This is a genomic window from Chloroflexota bacterium, from assembly GCA_015478725.1.
GTDB lineage: Bacteria > Chloroflexota > Limnocylindria > Limnocylindrales > CSP1-4 > C-114.
In genome coordinates, this window is record JADMIG010000013.1 from 1 (window position 1) to 17,468 (window position 17,468).

Here is a 17,468-nt window from a genome sequence, read left to right on the forward strand (position 1 = left end):
TTGCTGAGGATCGTCTTGACCTGGCCGCCGAGGAAGATGAGGGCGATGATCGCGACGACCGCGATGAGGGCGAGGATCAACGCGTACTCGGCGAGACCCTGGCCGTCCTCATCCCGCTGAAGGGATGCGATGAGTGCATTGAAGAATGTCATGTGGAGGTACCTCCTTTCCTCAAGAATCGGCCGTGTCCCCCCGGACCGTCGAGAGCCGGTCGGACGACCGCCGGGCGCGTGTCCGGCGGTCGTCGTCTCCGCGTGGCCGGCGTCAGATCGAGCTGCCGACCGTGCTGAGGATCGTCTTGACCTGGCCGCCGAGGAAGATGAGGGCGATGATCGCGATGACCGCGATGAGGGCGAGGATCAGCGCGTATTCGGCGAGACCCTGGCCCTCCTCGTCCCGCCGAAGCGAGGCGAGGACCGAGTGGATGAGCGCCATGCATGGCCTCCTGATGATGAGTTCCGCCCCGTGATACCCGAGGTCGGCGGCCACTATACGTGGCGTCCTGCGATGGCCACCACTAGGCATTTCGTACCGTCGGTGCGCGCTCGCACCCGGACCGTCGGCCGTCAGTTGGCGCGATCGATCGCCGTTCCGATGGCGGCAAGGACGTCCGCGAGGGTCCTCCCGAAGACTACGAGGATGACGATCGCGACGACGGCCATGAGGCTGAGGATGAGCCCGTACTCCACGATCCCCTGACCTGCCGCCCTTCGGATGTCGGCCACCGTCGCGCTCAGCCGGCGGTAACCGCGGGCGGGGCGGCGACCGGGGCGCGTGGGAGATCGGCGACGATCCGGACCTCCATGCCCTTCGCGCTCAACCCGGCGTGGATACCGAGCGTCTTCGCCCGCTCGGTGATCTCCCGCCACGTCACGGGCGGCATGGGCACCCAGGCCGTCTTCCGGGCGACCTCGGCCGCCGCCAGCGCGCTTGCCAGATCGCGTTCCTCGATCATCGTCCGCAGGATCTCGGGCAGGGGCTCGGAGCGACCCTTGCCACCCGGATCCCTGCCGTCCGGATCTTTGCCGCGCTTCCCGCGACCACGATCGTCCCGAGCGGCGCCGCCGGAACCTCGGCCTGCCTCCGCCGCGTTCGCGGTCGTCGCGACATCGCGCTCTGCCGTGACCGTCGCCGTGATGGTGTCGCTCCAGTCGAGGCGGATGACGACCCGCTCCGGCGCGCTCGAGAGGAATCCGGCGAGCGTCTCATCGAGGAGGCGGAAGAGTCCGGACTCGAGCTCCATCGGCAGGCGGACGTCGAGGCCGAATGACTCGAACTCGACGGGGGTCCGGGCCCGCCGACCGCGATCGCGTGCCGCCCCGCGGAGCGTCGCGACGAGCCCGAGGTCGTCGAGGACCATCGGCCTCACGTCGAAGATGAACGTCTTGGTGGCTTCGAGCGTCTGCTGGACCATCGCGATGAGCTGGCGGACCTCGTCGCGAGCCCGCTCCGGGTCGCGCGTCACCAGCCGATCCACGATCTGGGCCTGGAGGACGATGTTCGTCAGGCTCTGGGCGGGGCCGTCGTGCATCGCCCGGGAGATCTCCCGCCGGAGATCCTCCTGGACCGCGAGGACCACGCGCGCGACCGCCGGCGAGAGCGTCGCCCGGTCGTCGCCGTCCGCGGCCGCGGCCTCCATGGCGCCGACCGCATCCGGTCCGACCGCTGCCGACGACGCGGTCTCGCTCGCCGCCTCCAGCGACTCCACGATCCCGGCGAGCGCCTCACGGTAGCGCCGCAGCACCTTGACCTTGCCCTCGAGGACCTCGACCTGGGTATCCATGAGGGCGGCCCGCTTCGTCAGCGTGGCCACCTGCGCACCGAGCGCCATGGCCTCCCCGACTCCTTCCGGCGCGTCGGTGGATGCCGTTTCGAGGCGCGTGGCGGCGGCCGCCCGCTTCGTCTCGTGACGACCGGCCTCCGCCCGGGCCTGCTGGAGGAGGAGATCGATCTCCGCCAGCTCGCGATCGAGGCCGCTCACATCGGCGGCTGCCCGCGCCCGGAGGTCGTGGAGCGAGGCGGGCGGCGGGTCGTCCGATCCGGTCATGGCGCGCGCCGCGCTCAGTCCTCCGGCATCCGGATCCAGCCCTGTCGCATGGCGTACACGACGGCCTGGGTCCGGTCGTTCACGGACAGCTTGCGGAGGATCGAGCTCATGTGGTTCTTCACCGTCTGCTCGCTGATGCTCAGCGCATAGGCGACCTGCTTGTTCGTCATCCCCTGGGCGATGTTGTCGAGGATCTCGACCTCGCGGGGCGAGAGCGGAGCGAAGATCGGGGCGGCCTCCTGGCCGTACACCGCGAGCTCGCGGAACTCCTTGAGGACGCGCGACGCGACTGCCGGCTTGGCGAACACCTTGTCGTTGATGAGGTACTCGCCCTGGGAGACGCGACGGATGATCGTCACCAGGTCGTCCGGCCCGACATCCTTGAGGATGAACGCCGCCGCCCCGGCCTTGATCGCGTCGAACAGCGCGTCCTCGTCCTCGTTCGCCGCGAGGACGATGATCGCCGCGCTCGGCAGCTCCCGCTTGATCCGCTGGGTCGTCTCGATCCCGCCGGAGCCCGGGACGGAGTGATCCATGAGGATGATGTCCGGGGATGTCTCGATCGCGAGGTCGAAGGCGCGCCGGCTCTCGTCGGCCTCGCCGACGACGTCGAAGTCGAGCTCCTTCTCGAGGATGTTCCGGATGCCGACCCGGAACAGGGCGTGGTTGTCGACGATGAGGATCTTCGTCCGCTCGTCGATCGTCCGGCGGTCCGGCCCGCCCCGCCGCCGCTCGGGTCCGCTGTAGTCCATGGCTTTCACCTGTTCTCCTCTCCGGTCGGGATGGTCAGTGTCACCGTCGTTCCCTCAGCAGGGCTCGACCGAACGTCGAATCGCGCTCCGATGAGTTCCGCCCGCTCGCGCATGAACTGGAGCCCGAAGTTCCGGCGCCCCCGCGCCGCCACGGTCCCGACATCGAAGCCCCGACCGTCGTCCCGGACCTCGAGGATCCAGTCCGGGCCGGCCATCCGGCTCGACACGGTAACCCCGTCGGCGGCAGCGTGCTTGCGGACATTCTGGAGCGCCTCCTGGACGATGCGCAGGGCGACCGTCTGCTCGGTCTCGGCGAGGTGGTCGGCCGGCGCGCCGAGGGCGGTATCGACCCGCATGCCGGCGACGGCCGCGAGCGTGGCCGCAGCCTCGGCGATCGCCCCATCCAGGCCGAGCTGATCGAGAAGCGGCGGGCGCAGGTGGGTGATGAACGTCCGGACCTCGTCGAGCTCGCGCCGGAGCTGGGCACGAAGGATCCCGATCTCCGTCCGGACGAGCGCCGGATCCTCGTGGAGCACCCGCTCGATGTACTCGACCTGGAAGATCGCGTTCGTCAGCGCCTGGGCGGGGCCGTCGTGGACGTCCTGGGCCAGCCGGCCGCGCTCGGCCTCCTGCGCCTCGAGGATCCGCATCTGGAGGTCCGTCGGCAGACTCACCGACGCCGGGTCGCTGATGAGCGTGACGTCTCCGTGCTCGAGGAAGAGCCATGAGCTCTCGAGGCTCCGCTGGGCGAGATCGAGTCGCGAGAGCTCGCGCTCGTGGACCCCGAGCGCCTCGCCGAGCTCCGTCACCATGCTCCGATCGGGGCCTGGGGGACTGCCGCCCGGATCGACCTCATCGTGAACGGCATGCCAGCGAGCCAGCTCGCCGTGATAGGCCTCGCGGTAGCGGTCACGGATCGAGCGGACACTGTTCGCCGCCTGGCTGAGGGCGGCCTTCGCCTCCGCGTGGAGGCTGTCGAAGGGATCCCCGCGGGGATCGGCGGTGGATCGGGCGGTGGATCGGTCCATCGGCTCCCGAGTATAGGGACCCCCGAACGGGCGACGTCCGGCCCTTTCGGCCCGCGCGCTCACGGGCAGCGTATCCGGTACGCCCTGGTCCCGCCGAGTGCCGGAGTCCCCGTGGTGTCGAGTGGCACCGCCCGGAAGCACGTCGCGTCCGGTCCACCCGCCGCAAGGATCGCGGGCCACGCTCCGCGCGGGTCCGCGCCGAGGATAAGGAGCCGCGCTCCGAATCGGGTCGCCAGCCCGACGACGTCCGCCGGCGACTCGTCCGGGAGCGCGAGAGCCGGTCGACCCGTCGCCTCCGCGTACCAGATGGGGAAGTCCGTGACCACCGGAGCGTTCAGCTCGGATGCGGTCACCCCGGCCGTCGTGAGTGCCGGCCCGAGCGCCGCGAACCGCGCCGCGACGTCACGCGCCTGGGCGCCGTAGCTCGCGAGCGAGAGGCTGAAGAGGACGGAGGCGGCGATCGTGAGCGTCGGCCCGAGCCAGGCGACCGGGTTCGTCCAGCCGCGCCAGCGGCCCACCCGGGCGATGAACGCGTCGAGACCGGCGAGGCAGCCGACGATGAGGAGGGCGTGGACCGGCCCCGCCGCGTGGAGGAACGTCCCCCACGTCGTGGAGACCGGGAAGAGGAGCGTGGTTGTCGCGAACGTGAGGCCGGAGAGGACGATGAGTGGTCGGAGCACTCCCGCGCCGCGGATCATGGGGAGCACGACGAGCGCCCCGAGCCCGACGACACCGACCGGGAAGCTCGGCACGAGGAGCACGTCGAGGAGGTTGTGGCCGAACCCCTCCACCCGCGAGCCGACGAGGAACCCGAGGCCCTCGCCGAGATACCGGGCCACAGTCGGCGGATGTGCGTAGGCGAAGATGTCGAACCCGGTGACGGACAGGGCGTTGGAGACGGCCTGGCCGGGAAAGGGGCTGCCGAAGACCGCCCAGTCGCGGATGAGCCAGGGCACGAGGACGAGGCCGCCGACGATCGCCGGGATGGCGATGAGCCGGAACCGGACCACCCCATCGAGCCGTCGCCCGCCGCCATCCACCCCGTCCCTCGCCAGCCATGCGACCGCGACCCAGGCGAGCCCGAGCCAGACGAACTCGTTCCGGGTGAGCGCCGCGAGGCCGACGAGGACGCCGAGGCCGAGGACCCGCGCATCGCGGACGCGAGCCCCCTGCGGATCGCGGAGCAGACGAGTCATGAGGAGGCACGCCCCGAGCGCGATGGCCGTGAACGGCGTCGTCGAATCCGGCAGCGCGCTGTGGAGGAGGAGCGGCAGCGAGACGGCCGCCGTCAGGCCGCTGCCCACGGCGAGGGTCCGTGCGCGGCCGGCGGGCAGCCGCAGCTCCGCCGCAAGATCCGCCGCCAGCCGCCAGGCGAGGACCGGCACGAGCGATCCCACGAGGACGGTCCCGACCTGGGAGGCATGGAACCCGGTGCCGAGGAGCAGCATCGGGATCGCGGCGAGGAGCGCCGGGAGCGGCAGCCACACCTCGAAGGCAGGCCGCGGAAAGACGAGCGGCGGCGTCTGATAGCTCCAGATCGCGTCGGACACGAGGCCTCGTCCCTCGACGAGGTTCCGGGCGACACCGTAGTAGTACGCGGTGTCCTCCGGCGTCGGGAACGGGATCGCGGCGGCGACGATCGCCCGGATGACGAGCGCGACCGCGAACAGCCCGCCGGCGGTCAGCCACAGCTCGCGACGGGTCACGGCGCCGCTCCGCCGCCGCATCGGGTGTCCGCGGTCATCGTGCAGATCGGGTAGAGGGCGAGTGTGGGTGCCGCGTCGCCAGCGGCGATCTCCTCGGCCGTCGCCGGGATCGTCAGCACCGGGGGGCCGATCCACGACGGGCGCGGTCCGCCCTCGATGATCGGGACCATGGCCCGCACGATGGACTGGCGCTCGAGGGCGAGCCAGCGGATGTCGTACGCGCGGGCGACGGTCTCGACGGTCGACAGTGGGTCATCCACGGTCACGACGCCCGGATGGCCGGTGAGATATCGGAAGCCGCTCGCGTCGATGGACATGATGCGGTCCGTGGAGGGTGCCCCATGCGCGTCGAGCCACGCGCCGGCGGCGAGGCGCGGATCGCGGGCCACCGTCCAGGCCGCGTGGACGACTGGCGTGAAGACCACGGCGAGACCGGCCGTGAGGACGATCGCCCCGCCCACGAAGACCCGCGACGCTCGCACCGGGTCCCAGGCGCGACGTCGCCGTGCGACCCAGCCCACGAGGACGGCGATCCCCTCGAGGGCGAGGACGTAGCTGTGCGGGGCGAGCGCGACCGCCGAGTGGATGAACGTGCCGCCCGGGACGTGGATCGCCGACACGATCGCGGAGAACGCGAAGAGGATCGCGGCGTAGACGAAGAACGGACCGAAGTCCACCGAGCGCCGCCGCGCCCAGCCCCCGACGAGGAGGAACGGGACGAGGACGACGCCGCAGACCAGCACGGCGAAGATCCCGACGGCCGCCACAAAGCCGAGCACGCGGCTCACGACGAGCGGGCCGATGCCCTGACCGAGGAATGCGCCGATCGAGACGTCGGAGATGATGCTGTTCATATCGGACATCGAGCGGATGAAGAGGATCCGGCCGGACGAGGTGGACGGAGAGAGGCTCCCGAAGAGGGCGAGCTGGCGGGCGTACCACGGACCCATGACCACGAGGAAGCCGGCCGCCGAGGCGACGATCGCCCACATCGGGATGACCGGGGGCCGATCGCCGCCGGACCGCCAGGAACGCCATCGATCCCAGACCACGGCCAGGCCGAGCGTCCCCGCGACGAGGACCCCGTCGTTTCGGGCGAGCGTCGCGAGGCCCACGAGGAGGCCGGCGAGGGCGAACGCGCGCGCGTCGCCCTTGAGCGCCCGGGCCGTGAGGAGGAGCGCTCCGGCGACGAGCGTCTCGTACAGGCCGAAGTTGTCCGGCTGGGCCATGAACGGGGTGAGGAGGCCCGGGATCGCGGCAAGGATCCCGGCGCCCACCTGGACAGAGGGTCGGGCGCCCGCCTCGCGGGCGATCGCCCAGGTGAGCGGGGCGGCGAGCGCGCCGACGATCGCGAACGGAGCGTCCGCCGCCCACGCTGCGGCCTGACCGAAGATCGCGATGAATGGCCATTGGACGAAGGACGCGAGCGGCATCCAGTGGGCGTTGCTCGGGATCGGCAGCTGGGGGTTCGCGGGGAGCCGGCCGCCCACGTCGACGAAGGCCCAGATGACATCGACGTTGAGCCCGTGGCCCGCCGCAAGCTGGCGCGCCACGTCCACGTAATAGAAGGAATCGGGATAGGCCGGATCGGGGAAGTGGGCGATGGCGATCGCGCGGACGGCGAGGGCTAGCAGGTAGAGACCCGCGGCGATACGCATCGCGGTGCACAGTAGCACCGGGTCGGGCCGCTTCCGACCGGTACGAATGGGTCATCCGCCAGGCGGACCGATGCCCCGGGGGCCGGACTTCGCCGGCGCTGTCGAACGCTACGATGCGACGGTGTCCATCTCGCTGGTTCGGCCGTTCCGCGATCCGCGGTTCAGGCGGCTCGTCTGGGTCGCCGTGGGGATCACCGGCTGGGCCGGCCTCGTCGGGCTGGGCGTCGGACTCTTCGCCGAGCAGCCACCGAAGGCGGGGTTCGATCTCGCGCTCGTCCTCGACGCCGGGCGGCGTGTGGCCGCCGGCACGAGCCCGTATCTCGCCGGCGCGGTCAGCGGCGGGACGTCCGCCGAGGATCTCTTCTTCTCGTACCCGCCACCCATCGCTCAGTTCGCGTCGCTCGTCGTGGGGCTCACGACGCCGTTCGTCCTCCTGCTGTCGGGGCTCGGTGCGTCGCTCGGCCTCGGGATCGTGGCGCGCGGGCTCGCGCACGCGCACGGGGATCGATCGGGGCTCGACGTCGTCCTCCCCGTCCTCGCCCTTGCGCCCTTCGTCTATCCGTTCGCCATCGCACTCCTGTTCGGCAACGTGGACGCGTGGTTCCCGTTCGTCTACGGTGCCGTGCTCGTGGCGACGATCGACGAGTCCGGCCGCTGGCGGACCGGCGCGGGCATCGTCCTCGGGCTGGCAACGCTCGCCAAGCTCTACCCGGGTGCGCTCTTCGGCTGGCTCGCGATCCGCGGTCTCCACACGTGGATCGGCGGCCGCTACGCGACCCGGCGCGCATTCCCGACTGAATGGATCACCCTGATCGCGGCCGTCGCGACGATCGCCCTGGCCGTCGGCGGCAGTCTCCTCGTCGGCGGCAGCGGGCCATGGACCGACTACGTCGGCGTCCTTCGGGCGGGCGCCTCGGCGCAGCTCGCCGTCGCCCTCAATATCGGTCCCGCGAGCCAGCTCGCCCTGCTCGCCGGCGATCCGTCGCTCGCGGCCCGCCTCGCGCCGGTGATCGGCGGGGGCGCTGTCCTTGTCATCTCGTTCGGGGCGTGGTTCGTTCCGCGGACCACCCTCTCCCTCGCGATCGCGACGGCCGCGTCGCTCGTCCTCCTGCCGATCACGTGGTTCCACTACCCGGTGGCGATCGTCCCGTTCGCGGCCGCCGCCTGGGTCGCGGCCCGCGGGACGCCGTCCGCCCGCCCGATCGGCCTCGTGCTCATCGCGGCGCTCGTCGGCGCCGGCGGCACGATCCTCGCGCCCGTCGCCCTGTGGATCGCGGTGGCGCTCGTCCTCGCGGGTGTCGCGCTCGCCCCCACATCCAGCGTACGGCGCCGTCTGGCGAGCTGACGCGCGTCCTCGGCGTCGGACCGCGGCGGCGACCGCGGCCGCGAACTGCCGCCTCAGTCAGCCGGCCGGCCCGCTGGCCGGGTCAAGGATGACGCGGAAGAGGGCGAGCGCCGCCGCAGCATCCACCACCATCCTGGCGCGCGTTCGGCCAGCCAGGGCAGGACGGCAAGTGCGATGAGCGAGTAATTGGCGATCGAATAGGAGATCGGGACGCCCTGCATGTTCCGGAGCACGGTGAGGTAGTCGGGGATCAATGGCACCGTCAGGAGGATCGGGACGATCGCGAGGATCGCCGTAGGGATCGGCCGCCGAAGGCCCACGATCGCGAGCGGAGCGAGCGTCGGCTTCATCGCGAGGAGTCCGACTGGCCAACCGAACCGGATCCCGAGCCCGAACACGGCGCAGAGGAAGAGCGAGCTGTTGCCGTTGAGGATCGGGTACTGCAGCGAGTTCGTCATCGAGAGGACCGCCACGGCCGGCCAGGCCCACCAGACCAGACCGCGAAGCAGATAGCAGAAGACGGCGATGGGGATCGCGTCCCAGAGGATGAAATCGATCGGATGGGGGAGGACGGCGAAGGGGGCGACGAGGACGAGGAAGTTCGGGGGGTGGATGAAGTCGAGATGTTCAGGCGTGAACGGGCCGGCGAGCTCAAATGGCGCGTACGGCGAGCCTGTCGCGAGAAGTCGATCGAACCCCGCCCGGTAGCCGAGCCAGTCGAGGCCGAGCGGGATCGTGTCATGGTTCGCGAACCAGCCGGTGGCGAACAGCACCGCCTGGATGAGCACGAGCGCGATCGATCCACCGATGACGACTCGCTGGACGATGCGTCGTCGGACGAGTGGGGGATCGGGAGAAGCCGAGATTGTCATGGGACGGGATGGTGCCTCCGCGCGATGACCGTGGCACTGACCCGAGAGTACCCCGTCGCGGTCCGGCGGTGCCATCTACACTGCGCCGGATGGAAGCCCGGTCGCTCACGATCGTCCTGCCGGCGTACCAGGAGGCGACCCGGATCGGTCCGGCGCTCGACGAGCTGTTCGGGTATCTCCATCGGCGCGGCGAGAACGCTCGTGACGGCGCACCCGGAGCGGCGCGCCTGCCGCCCCTCGTGACGGTCCTCGTCGTGGATGACGGAAGCACGGACGGGACGGCGGGGATCGTCGCATCGCGCCCGGAGGCCATCGGGGCCGACGCGTCCCTGCCCGAGCTCGCGCTCCTCCGGGTGCCGCACGCAGGCAAGGGCGCGGCCGTGCGGGCGGGGATGCTCGCGGTCACCTCGGACCTGGCCGTCTTCGCCGACGCGGACATGGCGACGCCGCCGGACCAGCTGCCCCTCCTCGTCCAGGCGCTCGCAGATCAGGATGTGGCGCTCGGCAGCCGGATCCAGCCGGACGGAACGGACATGCGGGGAAGCCAGCCGCTGTACCGCCGACTCCTCGGGCGGGCGTTCCACGCCTTCGCGTCCGTGTGGGTGGTCGGGGACGTGCAGGACACGCAGTGCGGGTTCAAGGGCTTCACGAGGGAGGCCGCGGACGCGCTGTTCGCAGACCAGCGGATCACGAGCATCGTCTTCGACGTCGAGCTCATCTACCTCGCCCGGCGGCGCGGACTGCGGATCGCCACCGTCCCGATCCGCTGGGCGGACCGACGCGGATCCCGGATGAGGGCGCGACCGGGTCTCGCGCTCCGCGTCGCGTGGGACCTGCTCCGCATCCCGTTCCTCCACCGACGGACGAGCCGGGGTCAGGCGAGGTCCCGGTCAGAACGCGAGCCATGACGGCGGCTCCCCTGGCGAGCGACGCACGGCCCGGGAGGGCGGCGCGGCTCGGCCGGGCGGTGCTCCCGGTCCTCGCGATCCTCATCTTCGTGGCCGCCACGGTGGCGATCGCCTGGGCGGCCCGGGACACGCTCGGCTACGACTACCAGGCGTACGTCCGCGCGGCAGAGCGCCTTGTCGCCGGCCAGGCGCTCTACGACCCGAACGTGAACGTGGCGGGCCCATTCGCGATCTTCCTGTACCCGCCACCGTTCGCCTTGGCGATGGTCCCGTTCTCGTGGCTCCCCGCAGGCACCGGACCCGCCGTGTGGACTGCCGTCCTCGCCATCGCGTACGTCCTCGGCGTGGCGATCCTCCCGGTGCGGCGGGATGTCCGCTGGGTGACCCTCCTCCTCGCCGGGATCTGCTGGCCGTTCCTCTATTCGATCAAGCTCGGCCAGGTCGGTCCGCTCCTGTTCCTCGCCTTCGCGGCCGGCTGGCGATGGCGCGATCGGCCGGGGATCCTCGGAGCGGCCATCGCGATCGGCGCGCTCATCAAGGTCCAGCCGGCGATCCTCTTCGGCTGGGCGCTCGCGACCGGTCGGCGGCGGGCGGTCGTCATCGGTGTGGTGATCCTCGTGGGAGCGTCGCTCGTCGCGACGGCGATCGCAGGGTCGGGGGTGTGGTTGGACTACGTCGCGATCCTCGGCCGGGTGAGCTCGCCCGTGACGACCCCGCACAACTACACGCCCGGCGCGCTCGCGTACGGTGCCGGCGCGAGCCTCGCCGTCGCCACCGCGATCCAGTGGGGCTGGGTCGCCCTCGCGGTCGCGATCGTGCTCGGGGCCTGGTGGCGGGCGGACGCGGAGACGGGATACGTGACGACGGCGATCGCCAGTCAGGTCATCTCGCCGCTCCTCTGGGAGCACTACGCGATGCTGCTGCTCCTCCCGACGGCGCTCCTCCTCGAGCGGCGACAGTGGTGGGCTGTCGCGCTTCCGCTGCTCCCGTGGCTCGGGCCGCCCGCGTATCCGATCGTCTTCCTGGCCGGCCTCATCGGTCCGATCCTCACCGCGCCGCGGAGGGGCACGTAGGGGCTCGCAGGAGCTTGCCGAGGATCGCTCCCGCGTGGGTTGTGTCACCTACGCGTGGGGTGCGTCGTATACGCGACTCGGGAGCCTGCCGGCGGACCCGGCGCTCGAGTCCGAGCTCAAACCTGCCCCCAGCAGGCCTCGACCGCCCCGGCGGCCCGACATTGCACGCACTCGGTGCGTCGGTGATACGAAGGGCCTTCGGCTTGGCGCTGACCCGGCGTTCGCCCACCCCCGTAGACTCTCCCGCGTGATATGGATCGATATCGCGGCCATTCGTCGCCCGACAGGCCGATGACGACGCGCCGGATCACGACCGTCGCCGCCGGCCTCGCCCTCGTCGTCGCGTCGTTCGTCATCTACCTCCTCAGCTCCCGCCAGTTCAACGCCGGCCGGGGCGACTTCTTCTATCTCGCCGATGCGTTCCTCCACGGCCGGACGTGGCTCCCGTTCGCCCTCGGCGAGAACGACGTCATCTACGGCGGGGCCGGACGGTTCTTCGTCCCGTTCGCGCCGTTCCCGGCGATCGCACTCATGCCGCTCGTCGCGGTCGTGGGCTCGACCACCGCCGATTCGTGGCAGCCGATCGTCAACAGCCTCATCGCCGCGACGGATGTCGGCCTCGCGTTCTGGCTCGCGAGCCGGGCGGGCGTCACGCGGGTCGTCGATCGCCTGTGGCTCGCGGTGCTCCTCGGCTTCAGCACGGCGATCTGGTGGGTCACCACCCGCGGTGGCGTGTGGCACACGGGCCACCTCGTCGCGACGTTCCTCACCTTGTGCGCCCTCATCGAGTTGTTCGGCCGCCGCCGGCCGTGGCTTCTCGGACTTCTCGGCGGCGCGGCGTTCCTCACCCGCCCGCCGCTCGCGTTCGCGCTGCCCGTCTATGCGCTCCTGCTCTGGGCGCCGGACGACGGCGACGTTGCGCCGGACGACGGCGAGGTGACGCCGGCGGAGGACGGGGTGAAGCCGCGCGCGAACGTCGCCCCGTGGGATCCGCGGTCCTGGCCGATCCGGGAGTGGCTCGCGTTCGGCCTCGGCGCGCTCCCGAGCCTCGCCCTCTTCTTCTGGTACAACGACGCGCGGTTCGGCAGCCCGTTCGAGTCCGGCTACGCTCTCGCGACGCTCCCACCGTTCCTCGAGACGCTCCGCGAGCAGGGGCTCTTCTCCACCTCGCACGTCGGGATGAACATCGACTACCTGTTCCTCCACCTCCCGACGCAGATCCCGAGGTTCCCGTTCTTCCGACCGGACGGACTCGGGATGTCCATCTTCCTCACGAGTCCCGGGCTGCTCCTCGCCGTCCGGGCACCGTGGCGGTCGCGCCTGGCGATCGGTCTCGGCCTCGCCGCCCTCCTCGTCCTCATCCCGACGCTCCTCTACTACGGCGGCGGGTGGCTCCAGTACGGCTATCGGTATGCCCTCGACTCCATCCCGTTCGTCCTCGCTCTCTGCGCGCTCGCCGTCGCCCGCCACGGGCTCGGCTGGGGATGGCGGGCGGTCATCGGCTTCGGGATCCTCGTCAACCTCGGTGGGGTCTACTGGGCATATCACCTGTTGTGACGGCGGCCCGGAAGTTGCGGCCGCAACCGTAAACTGAAGCCGGTGCTATCCTCGCGGGCGTGACCTCCCAGACGCTCGACGCCGAGCCTGCCTGTCCCCCGGCGGCCGCGGCCGCCACCCAGGACCGAACCGGATCTGCCTCGACGGCGATGCCGACCGACCACCCCCTTGTCGTCCGGCGCGTTGCGTTCGACGACATCCCGAGGGCGACGTGGGACGCGCTCGTGGATCGCACCCCCGCCGCGACCCCGTTCAGCCGCTGGGCGTTCCATCGAGCGTGGTGGGACGCCTACGGCGCGAACGCCCACGACGAGACGCTGGTCGTCGAGGCTCCCGGCGTTCGCCCGAGCGAGTCCCGCGCGGACCCCGACGCCCTTCCAGTGGCGATCGTCCCGCTCATGCACCGCCACGAGGTGGAGCCCACGGATGCGGCGACGCATTCGACTCTCCGCCACGGCGGCGAGCAGCGGCTCACCGCGGTCCCGCCCACCGCGAAGGCGATCTTCTTCGGGGCGAGCTATCACGCCGACTACGCGACGGTCCTCACCGCGCCCACGGATCTCCCCGCCGTCTCCCAAGCGCTCGTCGCCCACCTCGCGGCGACGCCGACCCGGGACGACCTCCATCCGGACCCGTGGGATGTCGTCGACCTGCGGCGTCTTCGCTGCGGCGACCCCGCGGCGGACGAGCTCACCGCCGCCTTTCGCGCGGCGGCACCCGGCGAGGGCTGGAACGTCATCCTCGAACGCGAGGATGTCTGCCCGATCGTGAAGATCGAGCCAGGCCACGACTTCGAGGGCTATCTCGACACGCTCGAGAAGAAGGCCCGCCACGAGATCCGTCGGAAGATCCGCCGGGCCGAGGCCGCCGGCGATGTCCGCCTCTCCGAATCGGACGACGCCCTCGCCGAACTGGATGCCTTCATCGACCTTCACCAGCGCCGCTGGGGCGCCGATGGCCTCTTCCCGCCGACCCCCGGCGGCGACGCCAGCCGGCTCTTCATCCGGCGGCTCTTCGAGGAGTTCGGGCCCGGCGGGGCGATCCGCCTGACATTCCTCACCGTGAACGGCCGTCGGATCGGCGCGGGGATCCACTTCGACGACGGCGAGTCCATCGGCTACTACAACGCCGGCGTGGACCCGGACGCGCGCGAGCTCTCGCCCGGCGTCATCCTGCTCGCCCGCCACCTCGCCGCGGCGATCGCCGCCGGCCGTACCCGCTTCGACTTCCTCCGCGGCGACGAGCCCTACAAGTACGAGTGGGGCGCGGTGGACGAGCCGATCCAGCGCATCCTCGTCACGCGGACGGCCCGCTGAGATGAGCGCACCTGCCGGCGACGACCCCTGCCTCGAGCCGGTGATCCGGTTGCCACTTCCGGACGACCGCCGCATCCGCATCGTCGAGGTCCTCGCGACCGGGACGAACGGCGGCGCCCAGGAACACCTGTACGGCCTCCTCTCGCGCCTCGATCGCGACCGCTATGACGTGAGCGTCGTCTCGCTCTCCGCCGGGAGCGCGGCCCGGAAGATCGCCCGGCTCGGCATCCCGGTGACGATCGTCGACGATCCGGAGGACGGCGCCGCCGTGGCGGACCTCACCGCCCACCTCGGGGAGATCCGTCCCGATGTCGTCCACAACCACATGTTCCGGGCGGAGGTCCTGGGCACGCGCGCGGCGCTTGCGCTCGAGCGGTCCGTTGGGCTCCGGCCGTATGTCGTTTCGACCGTTCACTCGTCGCGGGTCCGCTCGATCGAGGATCGGGAGCTCCTGCGGGCGCTGACGCCGTCCATGGACCGCCTCATCGCGGTCTCGCGGGCGATCGTGGCCAAGATCGCGGACGAGCGCTGCTGTGCGACCCCCGTGAGCCTCATCTACAACGGCGTCGACCTCGATCGATACGACCATCAGGAGGCGCCCTCCGCGCTGTCCGAGGAGTACGGCCTGGAACCCGGGGCGCCGGTCGTCGGCGTCGTCGCCCGGCTTGAACCGGAGAAGGGCCACCCGACGCTCCTCGAGGCTTGGCTGTCCATCCTCCGGTCGTGCCCGGACGCCTACCTCCTCGTCGTCGGCGAGGGAAGCGGGCGGGAGGCCCTCGAGGCCCAGGCCCGCGAGCTGCGGATCGCCCATCGGGTCGTCTTCACCGGCCGTCGCGACGACATCCCGGCGGTCACCGCCGCCCTTGACGTCGCGGTCCTGCCCTCCTATCGCGAGGCGCAGGGACTGACGATCCTCGAGGCGATGGCGCTCTCGCGCCCGGTCGTCGCGTCCAACGTCGGCGGCATCCCCGAGATGGTGGAGGATGGCGTCACGGGGCTGCTCGTGCCGCCGCGCGATGCCGGTGCGCTCGCGGCGGCGATCGTCCGCCTCCTCCGCGATCACCCCCTCGCGGACACCCTTGCCCGGGCCGGTCACGACCTGGTCCACGATCGCTTCTGCATCCAGCTCATGGTGAATGCGACGGAATCGATCTACGAGGCGGGTGCCGCGGCCGTGCGCTTGAGCGAGGCCGTCGCGGTCTGACGAGGCCACAGCGTTCGGGTAGGCCCGGTCCACGCACGCGGGGCGGCGAGGGGTCTCCCGGCTCAGTCAGTTCGGGGCATGAACACGCGGGTGACCGTGCCTGCGGACGGTCCTCCATCCGTTGACTGCTACGCAAAATGCGTAGATTATCATGGGTGTGAGGCAACTCCTCGACACGCGGACTGCGTCTGTCCTCCTCGTGCTGTCCGAGCGTCCGGAAGGCGCGACGCTGAGCGAGCTTGCCCATCTCGTCTCCGCCCCTCTCTCGAGCCTCCAACGCAACATCGAGTCTCTGGAGGACGACGGGGTCGTCATCCGCGATCGTCGGTCGCGGCCGCGCTACCGCCTCGCTGCCGACGCGCCGCGCGACGGCATCGCCCAGGTAGCCGGGTGGAGGCTGCCGCAGGAAGCGGCCGAGAAATTGCGCCAGCAGGCGGCTGCGATGAGCGCCGCGTCCGACCCGAGCGTCGACTCCACGAGGGCTCTGCGGACCGCGCTCCGAGATCCCGGCCGAGCCAAGGAATTGGAGGACATGGCGCGACGGCTGATCTGGTGGCAGCCGGCGAGAGCGACCTTGAAAGAGCCGGCGAGACTCATCGCCCAGGTCATGGCCGTCGGCAGTTGGGAGGACATGGAGTTCGTTGAGTCGCTCTTCGGTGAAGCGGCGTTTCGCGACGTGCTCGGCAAGGCGTCACCTGGAGTCTTCGGCCCTCGCGCATGGGCCTACTGGCACGCGCGGCTGGGCTACAAGCGGACGCCACCGCTGCCGAAGCGTGCGGTCGGGTGAGCCGTCGACGCCACTACGGCTGCCGCAAATGCCCAGGTCCTTGGTCAGCGCCATCGGGACACCGGGAACGACACGCAGAAGCGCACGAACGCCGCGGCCGCCGTTCTTCTGGCTGAGTCCCCTCGGCCATCATTCGCCGATCATGCTCGTCACGGAGCCGTCAACGGGCCCACATTTCTGGTTCCGGTGCACGGGTCGGGGATGGTCGGGAGCGCGCAAGAGGCCATATTCCTGGGGCCATCGCCACGAGCAGTAGGGTCAGCCAGTCCATGTTCACCACCGGCGAACCCCAGACCATGGTGAAGACCGCGATCGAGAAGGCGACCTCCGGCCCGCGGCGCAGCGCCCACATCGCCGAGATCCCGACGATGTCGATGGCGAGCGGGACGAAACGCGCAACCTCCGTCGCGACGCCGAGGTCGCGCACGACCCCGGCCAGACTGAATTGCGATGAACCCACTGAAGCCGTCTGACCGATCACATGCAGGTAGTCGAGATGCGCCTGCAGGCCTGCTCCGATGAGACTGAGCAGAGCGAGCGCGACCGCCGCAATGACGAACGCGGCAACGGCATGCCAGCGACGCTGGACGAGGAGCCAGATGACGAGGATCGCCGGCGTCAGCTTGAGGACCGCCGCGACCGCCAGCACTACACCCGCGCCTCGATCGTGGCCCTCGCGGACGAGGAGCCACACGGCGACAAGTGCGAAGAGGAGCAGCCCGTTCACATTTCCGGTCGGGATCTCGTAGATGAACGGGACGAGAAAGACGAAAAGTGCAACCGCCATCAGAACCGGCCGCGCCCGGAGCATGAGGCCGATCGTGGAACCGATGCCCACTGCGCAGGCCGCCCACCAGATGTATAGACCGGCTTCGGCCGGAAGAGCCGCAAGCGGTCTCCAGATCACCGCGATCAGCGGCGGCGACAGGAGCGGGACGGTCCAGTACGGGGGTCGGATGTCGATCGGTCGATCGCCGGGCGACAGGGCGTAGAGCGGATGTCCGGCGTTCAAGCGTTCGCCCGCCGCCAGGTAGGTGACGCCATCGGCGGGACCGTACCCAAGGACGAGGATCGCGTAGAGGATGATCCCGACGAAGAGGCCGATCGAACAGCCGACGAACACCCAGCGCGCCGCCCACGAGCGGTGTCCGATCAATCGCTCGTCCCGGTGCCCGGCAGGCCGAGTAGAGTCGTTCACCGCTCGATGCTACGCCG

The 17,468-nt window shown here is 70.8% G+C and carries 17 protein-coding genes; 7 read left to right on the forward strand and 10 right to left on the reverse strand.

Annotated elements, in window-relative coordinates; translation table 11 throughout:
• The 8 genes from IVW53_09470 to IVW53_09505 all read right to left on the reverse strand — a co-directional run.
• On the reverse strand, positions 1-152 hold a 152-nt coding region (locus IVW53_09470), incomplete at its 3' end, for a hypothetical protein (GenBank protein ID MBF6605794.1).
• A gap of 112 nt (positions 153-264) precedes the next feature.
• Positions 265-435, reverse strand: coding sequence for a Flp family type IVb pilin (locus IVW53_09475; protein ID MBF6605795.1), 171 nt, complete (start codon positions 433-435; stop codon positions 265-267).
• A 131-nt stretch (positions 436-566) separates the two neighbouring features.
• On the reverse strand, positions 567-737 hold the full coding sequence (locus IVW53_09480; GenBank protein MBF6605796.1) for a Flp family type IVb pilin: 171 nt from the start codon (positions 735-737) through the stop codon (positions 567-569).
• Complete coding sequence (locus IVW53_09485) at positions 734-2,047, reverse strand: hypothetical protein (GenBank protein MBF6605797.1); 1,314 nt, start codon at positions 2,045-2,047, stop codon at positions 734-736. The genes IVW53_09480 and IVW53_09485 overlap by 4 nt, the downstream gene beginning before the upstream one ends.
• A 14-nt stretch (positions 2,048-2,061) precedes the next feature.
• Positions 2,062-2,799 (reverse strand): response regulator transcription factor, encoded by a 738-nt coding sequence (locus IVW53_09490; GenBank protein ID MBF6605798.1) that lies wholly within the window; start codon positions 2,797-2,799, stop codon positions 2,062-2,064.
• Between the two features lie 5 nt (positions 2,800-2,804).
• On the reverse strand, positions 2,805-3,827 hold the full coding sequence (locus IVW53_09495; GenBank protein MBF6605799.1) for a sensor histidine kinase: 1,023 nt from the start codon (positions 3,825-3,827) through the stop codon (positions 2,805-2,807).
• 59 nt (positions 3,828-3,886) lie between these two features.
• Entirely contained in the window at positions 3,887-5,533 is a 1,647-nt protein-coding gene (locus IVW53_09500; protein MBF6605800.1) for a hypothetical protein, read from the reverse strand.
• Complete coding sequence (locus tag IVW53_09505) at positions 5,530-7,191, reverse strand: glycosyltransferase family 39 protein (GenBank protein ID MBF6605801.1); 1,662 nt, start codon at positions 7,189-7,191, stop codon at positions 5,530-5,532. Before IVW53_09505 ends, IVW53_09500 begins: the two co-directional genes overlap by 4 nt.
• Before the next feature lie 121 nt (positions 7,192-7,312).
• Between IVW53_09505 and IVW53_09510 the strand changes: the two genes are divergently transcribed.
• Complete coding sequence (locus IVW53_09510; protein MBF6605802.1) at positions 7,313-8,536, forward strand: DUF2029 domain-containing protein; 1,224 nt, start codon at positions 7,313-7,315, stop codon at positions 8,534-8,536.
• Between the two features lie 53 nt (positions 8,537-8,589).
• Here the strand turns inward: IVW53_09510 and IVW53_09515 are convergent, their stop codons facing one another.
• Positions 8,590-9,408: a hypothetical protein gene (locus IVW53_09515; protein ID MBF6605803.1), complete on the reverse strand. Its 819-nt coding sequence runs from the start codon at positions 9,406-9,408 to the stop codon at positions 8,590-8,592.
• Positions 9,409-9,497: 89 nt separating this feature from the next.
• Here IVW53_09515 and IVW53_09520 point away from each other — a divergent pair, with 89 nt between their 5' ends.
• From IVW53_09520 to IVW53_09545, 6 genes are all read left to right on the forward strand, one after another.
• Positions 9,498-10,316 carry a glycosyltransferase family 2 protein gene (locus IVW53_09520; protein MBF6605804.1) on the forward strand — a complete coding sequence of 273 codons (819 nt, stop codon included), beginning with the start codon at positions 9,498-9,500 and terminating at the stop codon, positions 10,314-10,316.
• Entirely contained in the window at positions 10,313-11,389 is a 1,077-nt protein-coding gene (locus tag IVW53_09525; GenBank protein ID MBF6605805.1) for a DUF2029 domain-containing protein, read from the forward strand. The genes IVW53_09520 and IVW53_09525 overlap by 4 nt, the downstream gene beginning before the upstream one ends.
• 291 nt (positions 11,390-11,680) lie before the next feature.
• Positions 11,681-12,946 (forward strand): hypothetical protein, encoded by a 1,266-nt coding sequence (locus IVW53_09530; protein MBF6605806.1) that lies wholly within the window; start codon positions 11,681-11,683, stop codon positions 12,944-12,946.
• Between the two features lie 149 nt (positions 12,947-13,095).
• A complete protein-coding gene (locus tag IVW53_09535) occupies positions 13,096-14,262 on the forward strand; it encodes a GNAT family N-acetyltransferase (protein MBF6605807.1) in 1,167 nt (388 codons plus the stop codon).
• A gap of 1 nt (position 14,263) precedes the next feature.
• A complete protein-coding gene (locus IVW53_09540; GenBank protein ID MBF6605808.1) occupies positions 14,264-15,466 on the forward strand; it encodes a glycosyltransferase in 1,203 nt (400 codons plus the stop codon).
• A 151-nt stretch (positions 15,467-15,617) separates the two neighbouring features.
• Positions 15,618-16,253, forward strand: a complete 636-nt coding sequence (locus tag IVW53_09545) for a helix-turn-helix domain-containing protein (GenBank protein MBF6605809.1) — start codon at positions 15,618-15,620, stop codon at positions 16,251-16,253.
• A 160-nt stretch (positions 16,254-16,413) separates the two neighbouring features.
• On the opposite strand, the gene IVW53_09550 is transcribed toward IVW53_09545, so the two are convergent.
• Positions 16,414-17,451, reverse strand: a complete 1,038-nt coding sequence (locus tag IVW53_09550) for a DUF2029 domain-containing protein (protein ID MBF6605810.1) — start codon at positions 17,449-17,451, stop codon at positions 16,414-16,416.
• Positions 17,452-17,468: the final 17 nt, after the last annotated feature.